Source organism: Shinella sp. R2-11 (assembly GCF_055330205.1).
In genome coordinates this window covers 781,442-796,605 of record NZ_JBVAPC010000001.1, presented here as the reverse complement: position 1 = coordinate 796,605, position 15,164 = coordinate 781,442, and the positions used below count along the sequence as shown (strand labels likewise).

The window sequence follows — 15,164 nt, the reverse complement described above, 5'->3', positions numbered from 1 at the left end:
TGCAGACTGGCGGGTGCGGTTGGGGTTGGAGCGCGCGGGCGCCGGACGGCCGGCGCTCCTTTTCCTCCCCTGTTCGGCGTCACCCGGCCCCTATGGTGAACAGCGGCTGTCCCAGCCGCGCTTCATCCACCTCGATGCCGAGGCCGGGGGCCGTCGGCGCGGAGCCGAAGCCGCCGGCGGAGCGCGGCGTGTGGTGCGCCAGATGCCCGTCCGTCCAGTCATTGAAGAACGGCGTCATCAGGAGCGATTCCGGCCGCGTGGTGGCTGCGACATGCGCGGTCGCCGCGGTGATGATGTCGCCGCCCCACATGTCCTCGACGGAGACCGCCATGTTCAATTCCTGGAGGAGGTCGCGCGCCTTCACGACATTGGTGAGACCGCCGAGCTTTCCGAACTTCAGGTTGATCGAGACGGCGTTGGCTTCGTATTTCGCCCGATAGACCTCGTCGTGGTTCACGATGGATTCGTCGAGCACCAGCGGAACCGACGATCCGCGGTGAGCGAGAATGCAGTCGGCGGTGCTGCGGCAGGGCTGCTCGACATAGACGGCCAGCCCGTCGAGCCCCTGCAGCGCAAGCTTGGCAGCGGCAAGCGACCAGCCGCCATTGGAATCGGCGACGATCACCGTCTCGGAATCTCCAGCTTCCACGCTCGCTCGCGTGCGGGCAATGTCATCGAAGGGATTGTTGCCGACCTTCAGCTGGAAACGATTGATCCCGGCCCGGCGGCGCTCGCGGATGAATTCCGCCATTTTCTCCGGGCGATCCAGCGGCACGGCCTCGTAGATCGGAAAGCGCTCGTTCAGAACACCGCCGATGAGCGCTGAAACCGGCCGGTCCAGCGATTTTCCAAGAATATCCCAGCAGGCGATGTCGATCGGGCTTTTCGCAAACTCCTGCCCCATCAGCGTGCCGTTCATGATGCGCGCCACCTTTCCGATATTGGTCGGGTCCGCTCCGATCAGTGCCGCGCCGAGATCCCTCAGCGCCGTGCGGATGCCGTCCGGGAAGGTGGGGAGATAGACTTTACCAAGCGTCGTGATCTCGCCCCAGCCGACCAGCCCTTCATCGGTCCTGATGCGAACGACCGTACCGTCCTCGGTGCTGGCCACGCGATCCCCGGACATGACGTAGGTGCCGTGGGCATAGCCCACTTCGTATTTGAAGACGTCGACGCCTGTGATTTTCATTCGGATCTCCTAGTTTTGTATATTTTATACAATATGCCTTTCGAAGGATCAAGCCGGCCATTGCCGAACCGGATCGGTCCCGCATCGGGTTGAATTAGAGGAGGGTTGGCGGCGGTCTGAACAGCCCGCCTTGGAGCGTCATTGTATAGAATTCCGGGGCCACGCTATAAGCATATGGGTTTACATCGAGAATCGCGCCATGCCCCCTGTCGGGAAGAGCCTCAAGCATAAGACGATGGCATCCGCAGCCGCGGAGGAAATCCGCCACCGTATTCTGTCGGCCGCATACCCGCCAGGCTTTCAGCTGCGCCAGGACAGCCTTGCCGCCGACCTCGGCATGAGCCGCATCCCGATCCGCGAGGCCCTGGTCCAGCTGGAGAGCGAGGGACTGCTCAAGATCCTGCCGCACCGCGGCGCGATCGTCATGCAGCTCACCGCGGAAGAGATAGAGGAACTGTTCAACATGCGGCTCCTTCTGGAGCCCTTCCTCTTCAGGCGCTCGGCGCCGTTCCTGACACGCGAGGACCTGAAGGCGCTAAAACAGATACAGGCGCGCTATGAGACGTCGATCGATACGCTCGACATGGACATCTGGAATGAACTCAACACCGAATTCCACATGTTTCTCTACCGGCATGCGCGGAGCCCCCGCATCGTCCAGACGGTGCAGACATTGCTGGTGGAATGCGACCGTCATACGCGCATCCAGCTATCGTCCATTCTCGGCGACCGGGAGCGGGCCGTTGCCGAACATGCGGAGCTGCTGCGCCTGTGTGAAACGGGCGACTTCGAAGAGGGAGCCCGGCTCATGTATCGGCACATCGACCATATCCGCGACGGCCTGGTCGCGCTCCTCGCCAATCAGGCGGGCTGATCCGGCAGGATCGTCTCACAGTGACTTCCGCAAACGACATTCGATGCATTCATCGCAATCCGGCGATGTCGTCGTAGCAACGCTGCATCCTACCAGCGCAGCAGGCGCCGGCCGAGAAACGCACCGGCGGCGGTGACGGCGGCGATGGCGACCGTATACCAGGTGGCAAGGAAGAGCGGGCTGTCGTCCGGGCAATGCCAGGCGTAGATCGCCGCGGCGATGGCCCCGGCCGCAAGCCCGGCGGCGGCACCGGCGCGGGCCGGGTTTGCCGGCGCACCCTTTTTCAGCGCCCAGAAGAGGCCGGCGAGCGGGGCGAGCGAGAGAACAGGCACGAAGAACAGGCAGAACAGCGCGTTACGGCCGACGAGGCTCGCCGGCCAGGCGTCCGCCGGCAGTGCAACGAGCTCGGCAACGACCGCGACGGCGACCATCAGCGCCGGCACCGCGAGCAGGAGTGCCGGAAGCCGTGTTTCTTCCCCCGGCCGGCCGATGCGCATGGCGAGCCGCGCGGCGAGGATGGCAAGCACGAGGGTGACGGTGATCTTGAAGAGCACGCGCGCGGTCTCGAAGACGCTTCCCATATTGTGCCTGAGACCGACGGTGGCGACGAGCAGCAAGGCGGAAAGGACAATGCCCGCGCCGAGCGCGACGGCGAGCGCGCGGCCATAACGCAGGCCGACCGGGGCATCTTGCGCCATCAGGGTGATCAGGTCGTCGGTCTTCATGTCATTCGCTCCGGTAGAGGGCGGCCAGCGATTTCAGCGCCCGGTGAAGGGCGACGCGCACCGCGACCTCCGTCATTTTCAGCCGCGCCGCCGTCTCGCGGATTCCCTCTCCCTCGATGGAAATCGAGCGGACGATGTCGCGCTGCGGCTCCTTCAGCCGGGCGAGCACGGTCTGCGTATCGATCCGGTCGGCCGCCTCGTTCGTCTCGTCCGCCGCCTCCAGGAAATCGGAGACGTTGTCGATCGGCACGCTTGTCTGCCGGCCCCGACGCCGCAGGCTGTCGATCAGCTTGTTGCGCACGAGCGTCGTCAGCCAGGGGCCGAGCGGACGGGCGGGATCCCAGGTACCGCGCTTCAGGTGGATGGCGAGCAACACCTCCTGCACCACATCCTCCGCCTCGCTCGGCGGCGCGCCGTAAAGGCTGCAGCGCCGCCGCGCCATGGCGCGCAGATGCGGCGTCACCGCGACCAGGAAACGGCTATAGGCCTGCGCATCGCCCTTGACGGCAAGGCGCAGCCAGTTCGCCCATTCCTCTTCGCGCGCCAACTGTGTCACTGCTTCCTACCCTACGCCGGGCAACACGATTTTGTTACCGCACGCAAGAAAAGAATTCCGCAACGCGCGCAAGCCACTGATCTGCAAGTTCTTTTTCCGATATCGCCAATCCTTCGGCAAGGCTCCGCCGGGCAGAAACCAGCACGGGACCTGTAACGAAGGTGCCGCGCTCTCCGTAGCCCGCAATGCACAGCCAATGGGGCTGGCCACAAACGGAGACAAAGATGAAGACCACGATCGCCACCCTCGCCCTTGCCGGTTCGCTCGCTTCCGCGCTCGCCGCCGTCGCCACCCCGGCCGCCGCCGATGACGCCAGGGAAAAATGCTACGGCGTCGCCCTCAAGGGCCAGAACGACTGCGCCGCGGGCGCCGGCACGACCTGCGCCGGCACCTCGAAGATCGACTACCAGCAGAACGTCTTCAAGCTCGTTCCGAAGGGAACGTGCCTGTCGATGAAGACGCCGGCCGGCCACGGCATGCTGGAACAGGGCATGGCGCCGGCCTGAGGCCCGCATCCGCCCTGCCGGACGGCGCCTTCGCGGCGCCGTCGCTTCCCCTTTGAAAGGTTTCGCCATGATCCCCTCCGCCCTGCCCCGCCGCGCCGGCGCCGGTTTCAAGCCCGAGCATTTCGCAGCCATCATCGCCGAACCGCAGCCCATCGGCTTCTTCGAGGTCCATGCGGAGAACTACATGGGCGCCGGCGGCCCGCCGCATGCCCAGCTCGGCCGGCTGCGGGAGGACTTCGCCCTCTCCATCCACGGGGTCGGCCTGTCCATCGGCTCCATGCAGCCGCTCGACCGCGCCCATCTCGCCCGGCTGAAGACGCTCTGCGACCGCTACCAGCCGGAGAGCTTTTCCGAGCATCTCGCCTGGTCGACGCATGACAGCGTCTTCCTCAACGATCTCCTGCCGCTGCCCTATACGCAGGAGACGCTGCGCCGCGTCGCCGGGCATATCGACGAGGTGCAGGACGCCCTCGGCCGGCAGATGCTGCTGGAAAATCCCGCCACCTACGTCCTCTTCGCGGAAAGCACGATCGAGGAGACGGCCTTCCTCGCCGAGATCGCGCGGCGCACCGGCTGCGGCTTGCTGCTCGACGTCAACAACGTCTTCGTCGCCGCGACGAACCACAATCTGAACCCAAGCGACTACATCGCCCGCTTCCCGCTGGAGGCGGTGCGGGAAATCCACCTCAGCGGCCATTCGGAAACGGTGGACGAGCGCGGCGCGCCGCTTCTCATCGACAGCCACGACACGCCGGTCAGGGATCCCGTCTGGGCGCTTTACGCGGCGGTCATCGACCGGACGGGGCCGGTGGCGAGCCTCATCGAATGGGACAATGACGTGCCGGCCTGGCCGGTGCTGCGGGACGAAGCCGCCGCAGCGCAGCGCATGCTCGACGCGGCCGAGCGCAAAACGGCGGCCTGAGCCATGTCGGACGCCACCCAGAGCGCTTTCGCCGCCGGCCTCCTCGATACCGCGCCGCCGCCCGCTGGCGTCACGGCCTGGAATTCATCCTCGCCGGGCCGGCGCTACGGCGTCTACCGCAACAATGTGGTGGCCAGCCTGACCGGCGCCCTTGCCGCGCGCTTCCCCGCGGCCGAGCGCATCGTCGGGGCCGCGTTCTTCCGGGCGATGGCCGGGGCCTTCATCCGCCTGCATCCACCGCGTTCGCCGCTGCTTCTGGCCTATGGCGAGGATTTTCCGGATTTCGCGGAAACCTTCGAACCGGCGCGGGAGATCGCCTATCTCGCGGATGTCATGCGCCTCGAAGCGGCGCGCACCCGCGCCTATCATGCGGCCGACGCCGCACCGCTCGATCCGCAGGCCCTCGCCGGCATCGAGCCCGATCGGCTGGGCGGTCTCGTCCTCGTTTCCCACCCCTCCCTTTCGATCGTTTCCTCGCCCCATCCGGCGGTGACCATCTGGGCGATGAATGCCGGCGAGATGCCGGTCGCCCCCGTTCCGGACTGGCGCGGGGAAGGCGCGCTGGTGGTCCGTCCCCGCATGGTTGTCGATGTCGTGCCGCTTCCCCCGGCCGGCGTGTCCTTCTTCCGGCATCTGGCGTACGGCTACACCCTGGCCGAAGCCGCGTGCGCCGCCATGGAAGCCGATGCCGCCTTCGACCTTTCTGAAAATCTCGCGATCCTGCTCCGCACCGGAGCCTTCACCACCATCGGAAGGGACCAAGACGATGAAGACCGCGACTATGCCTGACCTTGCCCCGCCGCTGCCGCAGCGCCTCCTCGAACAGGCGATACAGGCTCTCGAGCGCATTCCGAACGATCTCATAGCCGTGATCGCCCGCCTTTCGATCGCCGGCGTCTTCTGGCGCTCCGGCGAGACGAAGCTGGACGGCTGGTCGGTTTCCGACAGCGCGGTCTACCTTTTCGAGAACGAATACAGGCTGCCGCTGATCGATCCCTGGCTCGCCGCGCACCTTGCCGCCTTCACCGAGCATTTCTTCCCGGCCCTTCTGGTCATCGGCCTCGCCAGCCGTTTCTCCGCGCTGGCGCTGCTGGCGATGACGCTGGTGATCGAGATCTTCGTCTATCCGGATGCCTGGCCGACGCATGGCACCTGGGCCGTCTGCCTCCTCTTCATCGCGACGCGGGGACCGGGGCGTCTGTCGATCGACGCCCTTATCGCCCGGCAGGTCCGCAACCGGCGCGGATCCGGCGCCTGACGAACTGCAAAGAGCGCCCGCCGCGAAAAAAAGGGTGTCACTCCTACCGGACTCGTGCAAGAACGGCGTCTCGATGGCATGGCCCTGCCGGGGCCTGCCGCCTGGTCCAGAGCAAGCCGAAGCCCAGCATGGCCGACTTATACCGCAAATCGAAACTGCTGCGGCGCTCCCGTGTCTTCTGGGGGTCCTTCTCGCTCTGGCGCCCGCGCCTCGTCTTCTGGTGCGGGGCGCTCGCGACGGGCGTGATCAGCGTCGGCTTCGCCAAGCTCGCCGACCTCGCCCAGCATGTCTTTACGCATGTGACCACGGCCACGGAATGGAGCTTCCTGCTGCCGCTCCTCCTGACGCCGGCGGGCTTTGCACTGTCCGCCTATCTCGCCGCCCGGTTCTTTCCCAATTCCCAGGGCAGCGGCATTCCGCAGGCGATCGCCGCGCGGCACCTGAAGGACGACGAGGATCGCGGCAGGCTGCTCTCCCTGCGCATCGCCTTCGGCAAGATCATGCTGACCGTGCTCGGCCTCCTTTCGGGTGCGTCCATCGGGCGTGAGGGACCGACGGTGCAGGTCGGAGCCTCCATCATGCTGGCCGTCGCGCGCTTCGGCGGCATGGCGCAGGCGCGGGGCCTGATCCTCGCCGGCTCGGCCGCCGGCATCGCCGCCGCCTTCAACACGCCGCTCGCCGGCATCGTCTTCGCCATCGAGGAGATGAGCCGCACCTACGAGGCGCGCGCCAACGGTTTCGTGCTCGCCGCCGTCATCCTCTCTGGCCTCGCCGCGCTCGGCATTTCGGGCAGCTACCACTATTTCGGCTCCACCTCGGTCGCGCCCGCCGACATGCGCGACTGGTGCCTCGTCCTCGTCTGCGGCATCGGCGGGGGCGCCCTCGGCGCGGCGTTCAGCGGCCTTGCCCTGCATTTCGGACAGCGCATCCGCCGCTGGGCCCAGCCCGCGCCGGTGAAGCGCATGGTGCTCTTCGCCCTTGCCTGCGGGCTCGCCATCGCCGTCATCGGCGTCGTTTCCGGCGGCCGCACCTTCGGCACGGGCTATACCGAAGCCAGGGGCGCGGTGCAGGGCGAGGCCCTTCCCCTCCTCTTCTTCCTGGAGAAATTCGCAGCCGGCTTCCTGTCCATGCTCTCCGGCATACCCGGCGGCATCTTCGCCCCGTCGCTTTCCGTCGGCGCGGGCCTCGGCAGCACGGTCGGCTCGCTCCTCGGCACCAGCGTGGCGCTGGCCGCCGTCCTCGGCATGGCCGGCTATTTCGCCGGCGTCGTGCAGGCCCCGATGACCGCCTTCGTCATCATCCTCGAAATGACCGGCGACCACGACGCCGTCATCCCGCTGATGGCCGTTTCCATGCTCGGCTACCTCACCTCGCGCATCCTTTCCCGCGAACCGCTCTACCACGGCCTCTCCCGCGTCTTCATCGCCGCCGCGATCCGCGCCCGGCGCGCCGCCGAAAAGGGCTCGCAGGAACCTCGTCCCGTGTCCGGTGACGACTAGCGCGGGGACAGCCATGCCTGCGCAGCAAAAGCTATGTGGCGATCATGAGAAAAAACTCCTCGTCTGAGCACGCCGCCCTATATAGGCTGGCCATAGCCAGCAAGCGTCAGCATTGATGCAAACCAACGGGGAGATCTACATGTCATCCATAGGCGCAACCCTCGACGCTCGGGGCATGCCGACCAATCTGCGCCGGTCGGTTTCCAATACCATCAAGGGATCGGCCGGCAATCTGGTCGAATGGTACGACGTTTACGTCTATTCGGTGTTCGCATCCTCGTTCGAGCATCATTTCTTCAGCCCCGAAGACACGAATGCCAATATCTACATCTGGGCCATCTTCGCATTGACGTTCCTCATGCGCCCGGTCGGCTCGTGGTATTTCGGCCGCTTTGCCGACCGCTACGGCCGCCGCACGGCGCTGACCCTGTCGGTGACGATCATGTCGATATGTTCCTTCGCCATCGCGATCACCCCGACGCAGCTGACCATCGGCGGATTTGCCGCCGTCATCCTGATCGTGTGCCGCCTGATCCAGGGTTTCGCCACCGGCGGCGAATACGGCACCTCGGCCACCTACCTGACCGAAGCGGCCGTGCCCCGGCATCGCGGCTTTCTGGCATCGTTCCACTACGTCACGCTGGTGGGCGGCCATGTGCTCGCGCAGGCGCTGTTCCTGGCGCTGCTGCTGGGAACCTCGCACGATGCCATCAGCGAATGGGGCTGGCGGCTGGCATTCCTGATCGGCGGCGTCGGCGCCCTCGTCGTCCTGTGGATGCGCCGGACGATGGATGAATCCATGAGCCACGAGGCATTGCAGTCGATCAAGAAGGGTGAAACGGCCGGTTCCGGTTCCATGACCGAACTGTTCCGCAACTACTGGAAGGAACTTCTGGCCTGCTTCCTCGTGACCATGGGCGGGACGGTCGCCTTCTATGCCTATTCCATCAACGGCCCGAATATCGTCAAGGCAAGCTTCTCGGACAGCAGCCCGATCACGGGCTCGGTGGTCTCGCTGATCGCGCTGATCATCCTCATGGTGCTGCAACCCGTCGGCGGCTATGTGTCCGACCGTGTGGGCCGCCGCTCCCTGCTGGTTTTCTTCGGCATCGGCGGCGTGCTGTTTACCTGGATCTTGTTCTTCGTGCTGCCCGGCGTGACCAACGGCTTCCTGTCCTTTGCCATCCTCACGCTGGGTTTCGTCATCCTGACCGGCTACACCTCCATCAATGCGGTGGTCAAAGCGGTCATGTTCCCCACGCATATCCGCGCGCTGGGCGTGGGTCTCGGCTATGCCGTCGCCAATTCGTGCTTCGGCGGAACCGCGCCTGTGCTCTACGCCGCAGCAAAAAGCAGCGGACATGTCCTGTTGTTCGTCGTCTACGTGACCGTGCTTATCGCCGCCTCGCTGCTCGTCTACCTGTTCCTGCTCAGGAATCACGGAGCAAACTGGCTCGATGCCCCGGATGAGATGCGCCGGCGCAAGGAGAGCAAGGAGCACAGGGTATTCCCGATGGGAGTATGATGTTCGCAATCCTCGCCTGTGGAGGTGCCTTGCGCTTCCGCAGGCGAATTCGCCGGCCTACGGCTAGCCGTACCGGCCCGATGCTGGGACATGCGCCGCAAACGCGACGGCGACGTCGTTCTCGGTGACCTGCTGCACCGCCTTGTGGATGGAGGCCTGGATGGTTTTCCCGCCCAGCATCACCAGCACCACCGTTTCCTTCGGCGGGCAGCCGGGAAGATGGCAGGAAAGCTCGTTGACCGAGACGACGGCCTCGTCGGGCAGCGCCAGCCGATGGCGCGTCCATTGCTTGATGGCGCGGGCCCTGTCGACAACGCCGGCCGTCCCGCGCGCCAGCGGGTTGACGAAGGCGCGGCTCATGCCGACCTCCGCTGCGTCTTCGCAGGGCGCGGCGCGACGGCCGCGAAGAGGTCCCGGATCGGCTTGGCGGGCATGTTCCGCCCGATCAGCACGACGCGGGTGCGGCGGTCTTCCGTCGGCCAGCGGTCGAGCCGCTGGAGCGGATAGAGCCGGTGCTGAACGGCATGGGCGACGACCGGCCGCTCCGGATCGTCCGCCACCGCGAACAATCCCTTGAGCCGCAGGAGGCCGGAGCCGGCATTGCTCGTGACCAGTTGCAGGAAGGCCGTCAGGGAGCCCGGATCGAGCGGCATGTCGTGATCGAGGCTGATCGCCTCTACTGTATCTCCATGGCGGTTCGGATCGTGCGTGTGTCCGCCGTGCAGGCCGAGGGTCTCCATGGCGAGCCAGCCCGGCACGTCCTCCACCTTGTCCTGCGTGGAATAGGGACGGTCGCCGATCAGGTCTTCGAGGCGGAAGCCGGGATCGTGCCGGTCATGGATGACCGCGGCCGGATTGAGGCCGCGCACCGTATCGGCAAGGGGCTTGGCCCCGGCAAGATCGGTCTTGGTCAGCACGATGTGATCGGCGAAGGCGAGCTGCTTCCAGCCTTCCATGAAGGTATCGAGCGTCGCGCGGCCCGCGATCGCGTCGAAGGCGGTGACGACGCCGGAGAGATAGAACTGCCGCGCCACGATATGGTCACGCAGGCCCATGGCCGGCGCGCCGCCGGGAATGAGGCTGTTGATGATCGGCGCCGGGTCGGCAAGGCCGGTGGTCTCGATGATCACGCGGGCGACGGGCGGGATATCCCCGACGCGGCGCGCCTCGTGCAGCTCATGCAGCGAGACGCGGATATCGCTCGTCGCCGTGCAGCAGATGCAGCCGGTCGTGGTGCGGAAATAGCCTTCCGTGCCGGTGCGCACCAGATCGTGGTCGATCGGCACCGAGCCGAACTCGTTGACGATGACGGCGGTGCCCGCCATGCGCGGATCGGCGAGAATATCGTTGAGCAGCGTGGTCTTGCCCGAGCCGAGAAAGCCTGTGAGCAGCGTCACCGGCACGGGATCGTAGAGAGGCGCCATGTCGTCTCCGGGCTTCGTCGTTTGGCGGGTTGCCCCGCCCGGCCTTCGGCCGGACGGGGCGATGGGATCAGCTTCCGAGCACGGCCGCCCTGATCGTCTCGACATTGTGGTGGAACATGTCGATATAGGTCGAGGCCGGGCCGTCCTCGCCGGAAAGCGCGTCGGAGTAGAGCGTGCCGCCCACCTTCAGGCCCGTCTCGGCGGCGATCTGCTCGATGAGCCGCGGATTGGTGATGTTCTCCACGAAGATCGCCGAGGCCTTGTCTTCCTTCACCTGGTCGACGAGCTTTGCGACGTCTGCGGCGGAGGCCTCCGCCTCGGTCGACACGCCCTCCGGCGCGATGAACTTCAGGCCGTATTCGTGCGCGAAATAGCCGAAGGCGTCATGCGAGGTGATGATGGTGCGCTTGTCGGCCGGAAGCGCCTCGATGGCTGCCTTCACCTCCGTCTGGAGTGCGGCGAGCTTGGCGAGATAGGCCTCGGCATTGGCCGTGTAGGTCGCGCAACCGGCCTTGTCGGCCTCGCAGAAGGCATCTGCGATGTTCTTCACGTAGATTTCGGCATTGGGGATCGACTGCCACGCATGGGGGTCGAATTCGCCGTGGTGATGGTGGCCCTCATGGTCGTGGCCGGCTTCGGCCTTCTCGTCATGATGGTGCTCTTCCTCTTCCGCCTTCAGCGGCTCGATGCCCTTGGTCAGCTCGACCACCGGCGCCTTCGTGCCGCTGGTCTCGATCAGCCGCTTCATGAAGCCTTCCAGCTCCAGGCCGTTGACCAGGACGACATTCGCCTTCTCCAGCGCCGCCGCGTCGGCCGGGCGCGGCTCGTAGACATGGGCGTCGCCGTCGGGGCCGACGAGCGTCTCGACCTCCACGCTGTCGCCGCCGACATTCTTCGCGAAGTCGGCGATGATCGAGAAGCTGGCGACGACGTCGAGATCGGCGGCCGAGGCCGTCGAGACGAAGCCGCCCAGCGTGAGAAGGCTTGCAGCGGTTGCGATGCGGAACGTCCTGAACATGGAAATCTCCTTTTGATTGTCAGGCTGTCTTGTGCCGGCGGGAGACGAGGAGGCTCGACAGCATCCCCCTCCTGCCGACCAGGGCGGAAAGCGCATAGACGACCCCGGCCGTCAGGATGATGGCGGGTCCGGAGGGCATCGATGCGCGATAGGAAAGAACGAGGCCGCCGAGCGAGGAGAGGATGGCGATCGCGGTGGCGATCAGGCACATCACCCCGACCCGGTTCGACCAGAAGCGGGACGCGGCCGCCGGCAGCATCATCAGGCCGACCGACAGCAAGGTACCCAGCGCCTGGAAGCCGCCAACGAGGTTCAGCACGACGAGCGTCAGGAACAGGAAATGCACCGGCGCGCCGATGCGGCTCACCGACCGCAGGAAGAGCGGATCTAGGCATTCGGCGACGAGCGCGCGCCAGAAGATCGCCAGCGCGAGGAAGGTGGCCGCCGCGATGACGACGATGAGGCCGAGCGCCGCGTCGTTCAACGCCAGCACCGATCCGAAGAGGACATGCATGAGATCGATGCTGGAGCCGCGCCACGAGACGAGCAGCACGCCGACCGCCAGCGAGATCAGGTAGAAGGCCGCCATGGAAGCGTCTTCCTTCTGGACGGTGAAGCGCGAGACCGCGCCCGATCCGAGCGCGACCAGAAGGCCGACCACCAGCCCGCCGATGGTCATCGGAACGATCTCCAGGCCGAACAGCAGGAAGCCGACCGCCGCCCCCGGCAGGATCGCATGGGACATGGCGTCGCCCGTCAGGCTCATGCGCCGGAGCATCAGGAAGACGCCGACCGGGGCGCAGCTTGCCGACAGAAGGAGCGAACCCAGCAAGGCGCGCTGCATGAAGCCGTAGCGGATGAACGGCTCGAGGACATAGTCAAACAAGACTGCCCGTCCTTTCGGCGTGGAGTTCGGCGGGAGCGGGCTGTTGCGCCGACGCGTCATCGGGCATGCACCAGCCCGCCTCCTCGTCCCATGCTTCCTGGAAGCGACGCGCCCGCCGCAGATTGTCCGCCGTCAGCACGTCCTGCGTCGACCCGCACGCGACGAGCTCGCGCGCCAGCAGCATGGTCCTCGGGAAATGCCGCCGGACGAGATCGTGATCATGCAGCACGCAGAGCACCGTGCGGCCCTCCGCCACCCATCGCTTCACCAGAAGGAGGAGGTCCTCGACGGTGCGGCCGTCCACGGCGTTGAAGGGTTCGTCGAGGAGGATGAGATCGGCGTCCTGCAACATCGTGCGGGCAAAGAGCGCCCGCTGCATCTGCCCGCCGGAGAGGCTGTCCAGCGGCCGCGCCTCGAAGCCCGTCATGCCGACGGCAGCGAGGCATCTCGCGAGATCTTCCCTGTCCGCACCCGTGATCCGGCCGAGAAGCCCCCTCCTCTGCCAGAAGCCGAGCGACACGAGATCGACGACCCGGGCGGGAAAGCTGCGGTCCAGTTCCGACTGCTGCGGCAGGTAGGCCAGCCGGTTGCAGCGAACGGAGCAGCGCCCGCCGATCGGCGCGAGGATGCCGGCGATCGCCTTCATCAGCGTCGACTTGCCCGAGCCGTTGGCCCCGACGATGGCCGTCAGGCTGCCGGGGGCGATCCCGGCCGTCAGGTGGTGAACGGCCGGATGGCCGTCATAGCCGAGGGTCAGATCCTCGAGATTTAGGCAATTGCCCGTCATGGCCGCTCCGGGGTTGACATTGTCCGCTCTTGTAATGTTATTACGTACCAAGAATTTTGGTAATGTAATAACGTTTATCTCGCGGAGCGCAAGCCCCAACATGGATCAGCCGTTCAGCTTCGATCGATCAAAAGGAAAGCCGTGGCGCGACAGGCCCCGCCGTCCCGGCTGCGCCGCGGGAGAATGTCCACGCGATGCGGCAGGCATTCCGCCTGCGCATCCACATCCCCGGACCCATAGCAGCAACGGAAGGAACTCCATGAGCCTGACATTCACCCGCAATCGCCTGATGGCCGCCGCCGCGGCCTCGCTCATGCTCACCGCATCGGGCGCCCTCGCCGACGAGGACCACGAGACGAAGGAAGCCTGGCGGCTGTTCGTCGCCGACCACACGCAGCCGGTGGTCCGCGCCATCGACCTTGAGAGCGGCAAGGAACTCGGCCGCTACGATCTCAAAGGCTATGCGGCGCTGACGGCCAGCGCATCCGGCCGCACCGTTTTCGCCGCGCAAGGCGAAGCCAACGTCATCCATGCCATCGGAACCGGCATCGCCCTTTCCGACCACGGCGAGCATCGCGATATCGAGGTCTCCGATCCCGGCCTCCTGCCGGTGACCTTCGAGGGCGAGCGGCCCGCCCATGTGGTGCCGCACGGCGACGAGGCGGTGCTGTTCTACGACCGCGGCGGCAAGGCCGAGATCGTCAGCGAGAGCGCGCTGCTCGACGGCAGGCGCGAAGTGCGCACGATCGATACGACCGCCCCGCATCACGGCGTCGCCGTGACGATGGGCAGATATGTCCTGGTGTCGGTTCCCGATACCGGGGCGAAGGTGAAGCCGGACGAGCTGCCGCCGCGCGTCGGCCTGCGGGTCCTCGACGAGAACGGCGAGCAGGTGGGCGACGTCGCCACCTGCACCGACCTTCATGGCGAGGCGACGTCGGCGCGGCTCGTCGCCTTCGGCTGCAAGGAGGGCGTGCTGATCGCCCGGCCGGGCGGGATGGACGGCCCGAAGCTGGAGATGCTGACCTATCCGGACAGCCTGCCCGAGGGCCATGCCAGCACGCTATTGGGCGGCAAGGCCATGCAGTTCTTCCTCGGCAATTACGGCGAGGACAAGCTGGTGCTGATCGACCCCGACGGCGACGCGCCCTATCGCCTCATCGAGCTTCCGACGCGCCGCGTGGACTTCGCGCTCGACCCGGCCGATCCGCGCAACGCCTATATCCTCACCGAGGACGGCAACCTGCATGTGCTCGACGTCATCAGGGGCGAGATCGCGCGCAAGGGCACGGTGACCGAGCCCTACAGCAAGGACGGTCATTGGCGCGATCCGCGTCCGCGGCTGGCGGTGGCCGACGGCAAGGTCGCCATCACCGATCCGCGCCATTCGCTCGTGCGCCTCGTCGATCCTGAAACGCTGAAGGAGACGGGCACGATCTCGGTCGAGGGCCAGCCCTTCACCATCGTCGCCGTCGGAGGCTCCGGCGCTTCGCACTGAGGCGCCGCCGGGACCCGGAGCCGAGGCGGCGGTTCCGGGTCCCTTCCCGTATCCCATCCCGGAGAAGATCGATGTTGCAGGCAGCGCAGGTCCACGATCCGAAACTGACCAGGAACCAGAGCCTCGTGCTTTCCGTGCTAGAAGCCTCGGGCCAGCCGCTCAGCGCCTATGGCATATTGGACCGTCTGCGCGAGCACGGGCTGAAGGCGCCGCTGCAGGTCTACCGCGCGCTGGACAAGCTGCTGGAAATCGGCCGCGTCCATCGCCTGGAGAGCATGAACGCCTTCGTGGTCTGCTGCCATTCCCTCCACAGGCAGCTCCACCCCCGCATCACGGCATTCGAGATTTGCGAAAGCTGCGGCAAGGTCAGCGAATTCCACGACGAGAAGGTCGAGGGCGCCCTGGCGCGGCACGCCAGAAGCAGCGGCTTCAAGATCAGGTCCACCACGATCGAGGTGCACGGACTGTGCGCCGGCTGCCGCTGATCCGGCAGGCAT

The 15,164-nt window shown here is 66.2% G+C and carries 17 protein-coding genes; 9 read left to right on the top strand and 8 right to left on the bottom strand.

Annotation, left to right across the window (positions count from 1 at the left end; translation table 11 throughout):
• Positions 1–79 precede the first annotated feature (79 nt).
• A complete protein-coding gene (locus ACZ1A1_RS03750; protein ID WP_463618822.1) occupies positions 80–1,189 on the bottom strand; it encodes a mandelate racemase/muconate lactonizing enzyme family protein in 1,110 nt (369 codons plus the stop codon).
• 235 nt (positions 1,190–1,424) lie between these two features.
• Here ACZ1A1_RS03750 and ACZ1A1_RS03745 point away from each other — a divergent pair, with 235 nt between their 5' ends.
• Positions 1,425–2,063, top strand: coding sequence for a GntR family transcriptional regulator (locus ACZ1A1_RS03745; protein ID WP_463618821.1), 639 nt, complete (start codon positions 1,425–1,427; stop codon positions 2,061–2,063).
• 89 nt (positions 2,064–2,152) lie between these two features.
• Here ACZ1A1_RS03745 and ACZ1A1_RS03740 read toward each other — a convergent pair whose 3' ends face one another.
• Together ACZ1A1_RS03740 and ACZ1A1_RS03735 are read right to left on the bottom strand one after the other, a co-directional pair.
• Positions 2,153–2,788: an NrsF family protein gene (locus tag ACZ1A1_RS03740; protein WP_463618820.1), complete on the bottom strand. Its 636-nt coding sequence runs from the start codon at positions 2,786–2,788 to the stop codon at positions 2,153–2,155.
• Position 2,789: 1 nt separating this feature from the next.
• Positions 2,790–3,344, bottom strand: a complete 555-nt coding sequence (locus tag ACZ1A1_RS03735; protein WP_463618819.1) for a sigma-70 family RNA polymerase sigma factor — start codon at positions 3,342–3,344, stop codon at positions 2,790–2,792.
• A gap of 224 nt (positions 3,345–3,568) precedes the next feature.
• Between ACZ1A1_RS03735 and ACZ1A1_RS03730 the strand changes: the two genes are divergently transcribed.
• The 6 genes from ACZ1A1_RS03730 (at position 3,569) to ACZ1A1_RS03705 (ending at position 9,054) form a co-directional block, all read left to right on the top strand.
• Positions 3,569–3,850 carry a BufA1 family periplasmic bufferin-type metallophore gene (locus ACZ1A1_RS03730; protein WP_313193746.1) on the top strand — a complete coding sequence of 94 codons (282 nt, stop codon included), beginning with the start codon at positions 3,569–3,571 and terminating at the stop codon, positions 3,848–3,850.
• 67 nt (positions 3,851–3,917) lie between these two features.
• Positions 3,918–4,772: an MNIO family bufferin maturase gene (gene bufB / locus ACZ1A1_RS03725; RefSeq protein WP_463618818.1), complete on the top strand. Its 855-nt coding sequence runs from the start codon at positions 3,918–3,920 to the stop codon at positions 4,770–4,772.
• 3 nt (positions 4,773–4,775) lie between these two features.
• Positions 4,776–5,561: an HvfC/BufC family peptide modification chaperone gene (locus ACZ1A1_RS03720; RefSeq protein ID WP_463618817.1), complete on the top strand. Its 786-nt coding sequence runs from the start codon at positions 4,776–4,778 to the stop codon at positions 5,559–5,561.
• Positions 5,539–6,030 carry a DoxX family protein gene (locus ACZ1A1_RS03715; protein ID WP_463618816.1) on the top strand — a complete coding sequence of 164 codons (492 nt, stop codon included), beginning with the start codon at positions 5,539–5,541 and terminating at the stop codon, positions 6,028–6,030. The genes ACZ1A1_RS03720 and ACZ1A1_RS03715 overlap by 23 nt, the downstream gene beginning before the upstream one ends.
• 128 nt (positions 6,031–6,158) lie before the next feature.
• On the top strand, positions 6,159–7,529 hold the full coding sequence (locus ACZ1A1_RS03710; protein ID WP_463618815.1) for a chloride channel protein: 1,371 nt from the start codon (positions 6,159–6,161) through the stop codon (positions 7,527–7,529).
• A 139-nt stretch (positions 7,530–7,668) separates the two neighbouring features.
• The gene (locus ACZ1A1_RS03705; RefSeq protein ID WP_463618814.1) at positions 7,669–9,054 is read left to right on the top strand and encodes an MFS transporter; all 1,386 of its coding nucleotides are present in this window, start codon (positions 7,669–7,671) and stop codon (positions 9,052–9,054) included.
• Positions 9,055–9,117: 63 nt separating this feature from the next.
• Here the strand turns inward: ACZ1A1_RS03705 and ACZ1A1_RS03700 are convergent, their stop codons facing one another.
• From ACZ1A1_RS03700 to aztA, 5 genes are all read right to left on the bottom strand, one after another.
• Complete coding sequence (locus tag ACZ1A1_RS03700) at positions 9,118–9,414, bottom strand: hypothetical protein (RefSeq protein WP_463618813.1); 297 nt, start codon at positions 9,412–9,414, stop codon at positions 9,118–9,120.
• A complete protein-coding gene (locus ACZ1A1_RS03695; protein ID WP_463618812.1) occupies positions 9,411–10,478 on the bottom strand; it encodes a CobW family GTP-binding protein in 1,068 nt (355 codons plus the stop codon). The genes ACZ1A1_RS03700 and ACZ1A1_RS03695 overlap by 4 nt, the downstream gene beginning before the upstream one ends.
• Before the next feature lie 67 nt (positions 10,479–10,545).
• The gene (gene aztC, locus ACZ1A1_RS03690) at positions 10,546–11,496 is read right to left on the bottom strand and encodes a zinc ABC transporter substrate-binding protein AztC (RefSeq protein ID WP_463618811.1); all 951 of its coding nucleotides are present in this window, start codon (positions 11,494–11,496) and stop codon (positions 10,546–10,548) included.
• Positions 11,497–11,515: 19 nt separating this feature from the next.
• Positions 11,516–12,382 (bottom strand): zinc ABC transporter permease AztB, encoded by an 867-nt coding sequence (gene aztB / locus ACZ1A1_RS03685; RefSeq protein ID WP_463618810.1) that lies wholly within the window; start codon positions 12,380–12,382, stop codon positions 11,516–11,518.
• Positions 12,375–13,169 (bottom strand): zinc ABC transporter ATP-binding protein AztA, encoded by a 795-nt coding sequence (gene aztA, locus ACZ1A1_RS03680; RefSeq protein WP_463618809.1) that lies wholly within the window; start codon positions 13,167–13,169, stop codon positions 12,375–12,377. Before aztA ends, aztB begins: the two co-directional genes overlap by 8 nt.
• 259 nt (positions 13,170–13,428) lie before the next feature.
• Between aztA and aztD the strand changes: the two genes are divergently transcribed.
• Both aztD and ACZ1A1_RS03670 read left to right on the top strand, forming a co-directional pair.
• The gene (gene aztD, locus ACZ1A1_RS03675; RefSeq protein ID WP_463618808.1) at positions 13,429–14,667 is read left to right on the top strand and encodes a zinc metallochaperone AztD; all 1,239 of its coding nucleotides are present in this window, start codon (positions 13,429–13,431) and stop codon (positions 14,665–14,667) included.
• 71 nt (positions 14,668–14,738) lie between these two features.
• Positions 14,739–15,152, top strand: coding sequence for a Fur family transcriptional regulator (locus ACZ1A1_RS03670; RefSeq protein WP_313193758.1), 414 nt, complete (start codon positions 14,739–14,741; stop codon positions 15,150–15,152).
• The last annotated feature ends 12 nt before the right edge of the window (positions 15,153–15,164 follow it).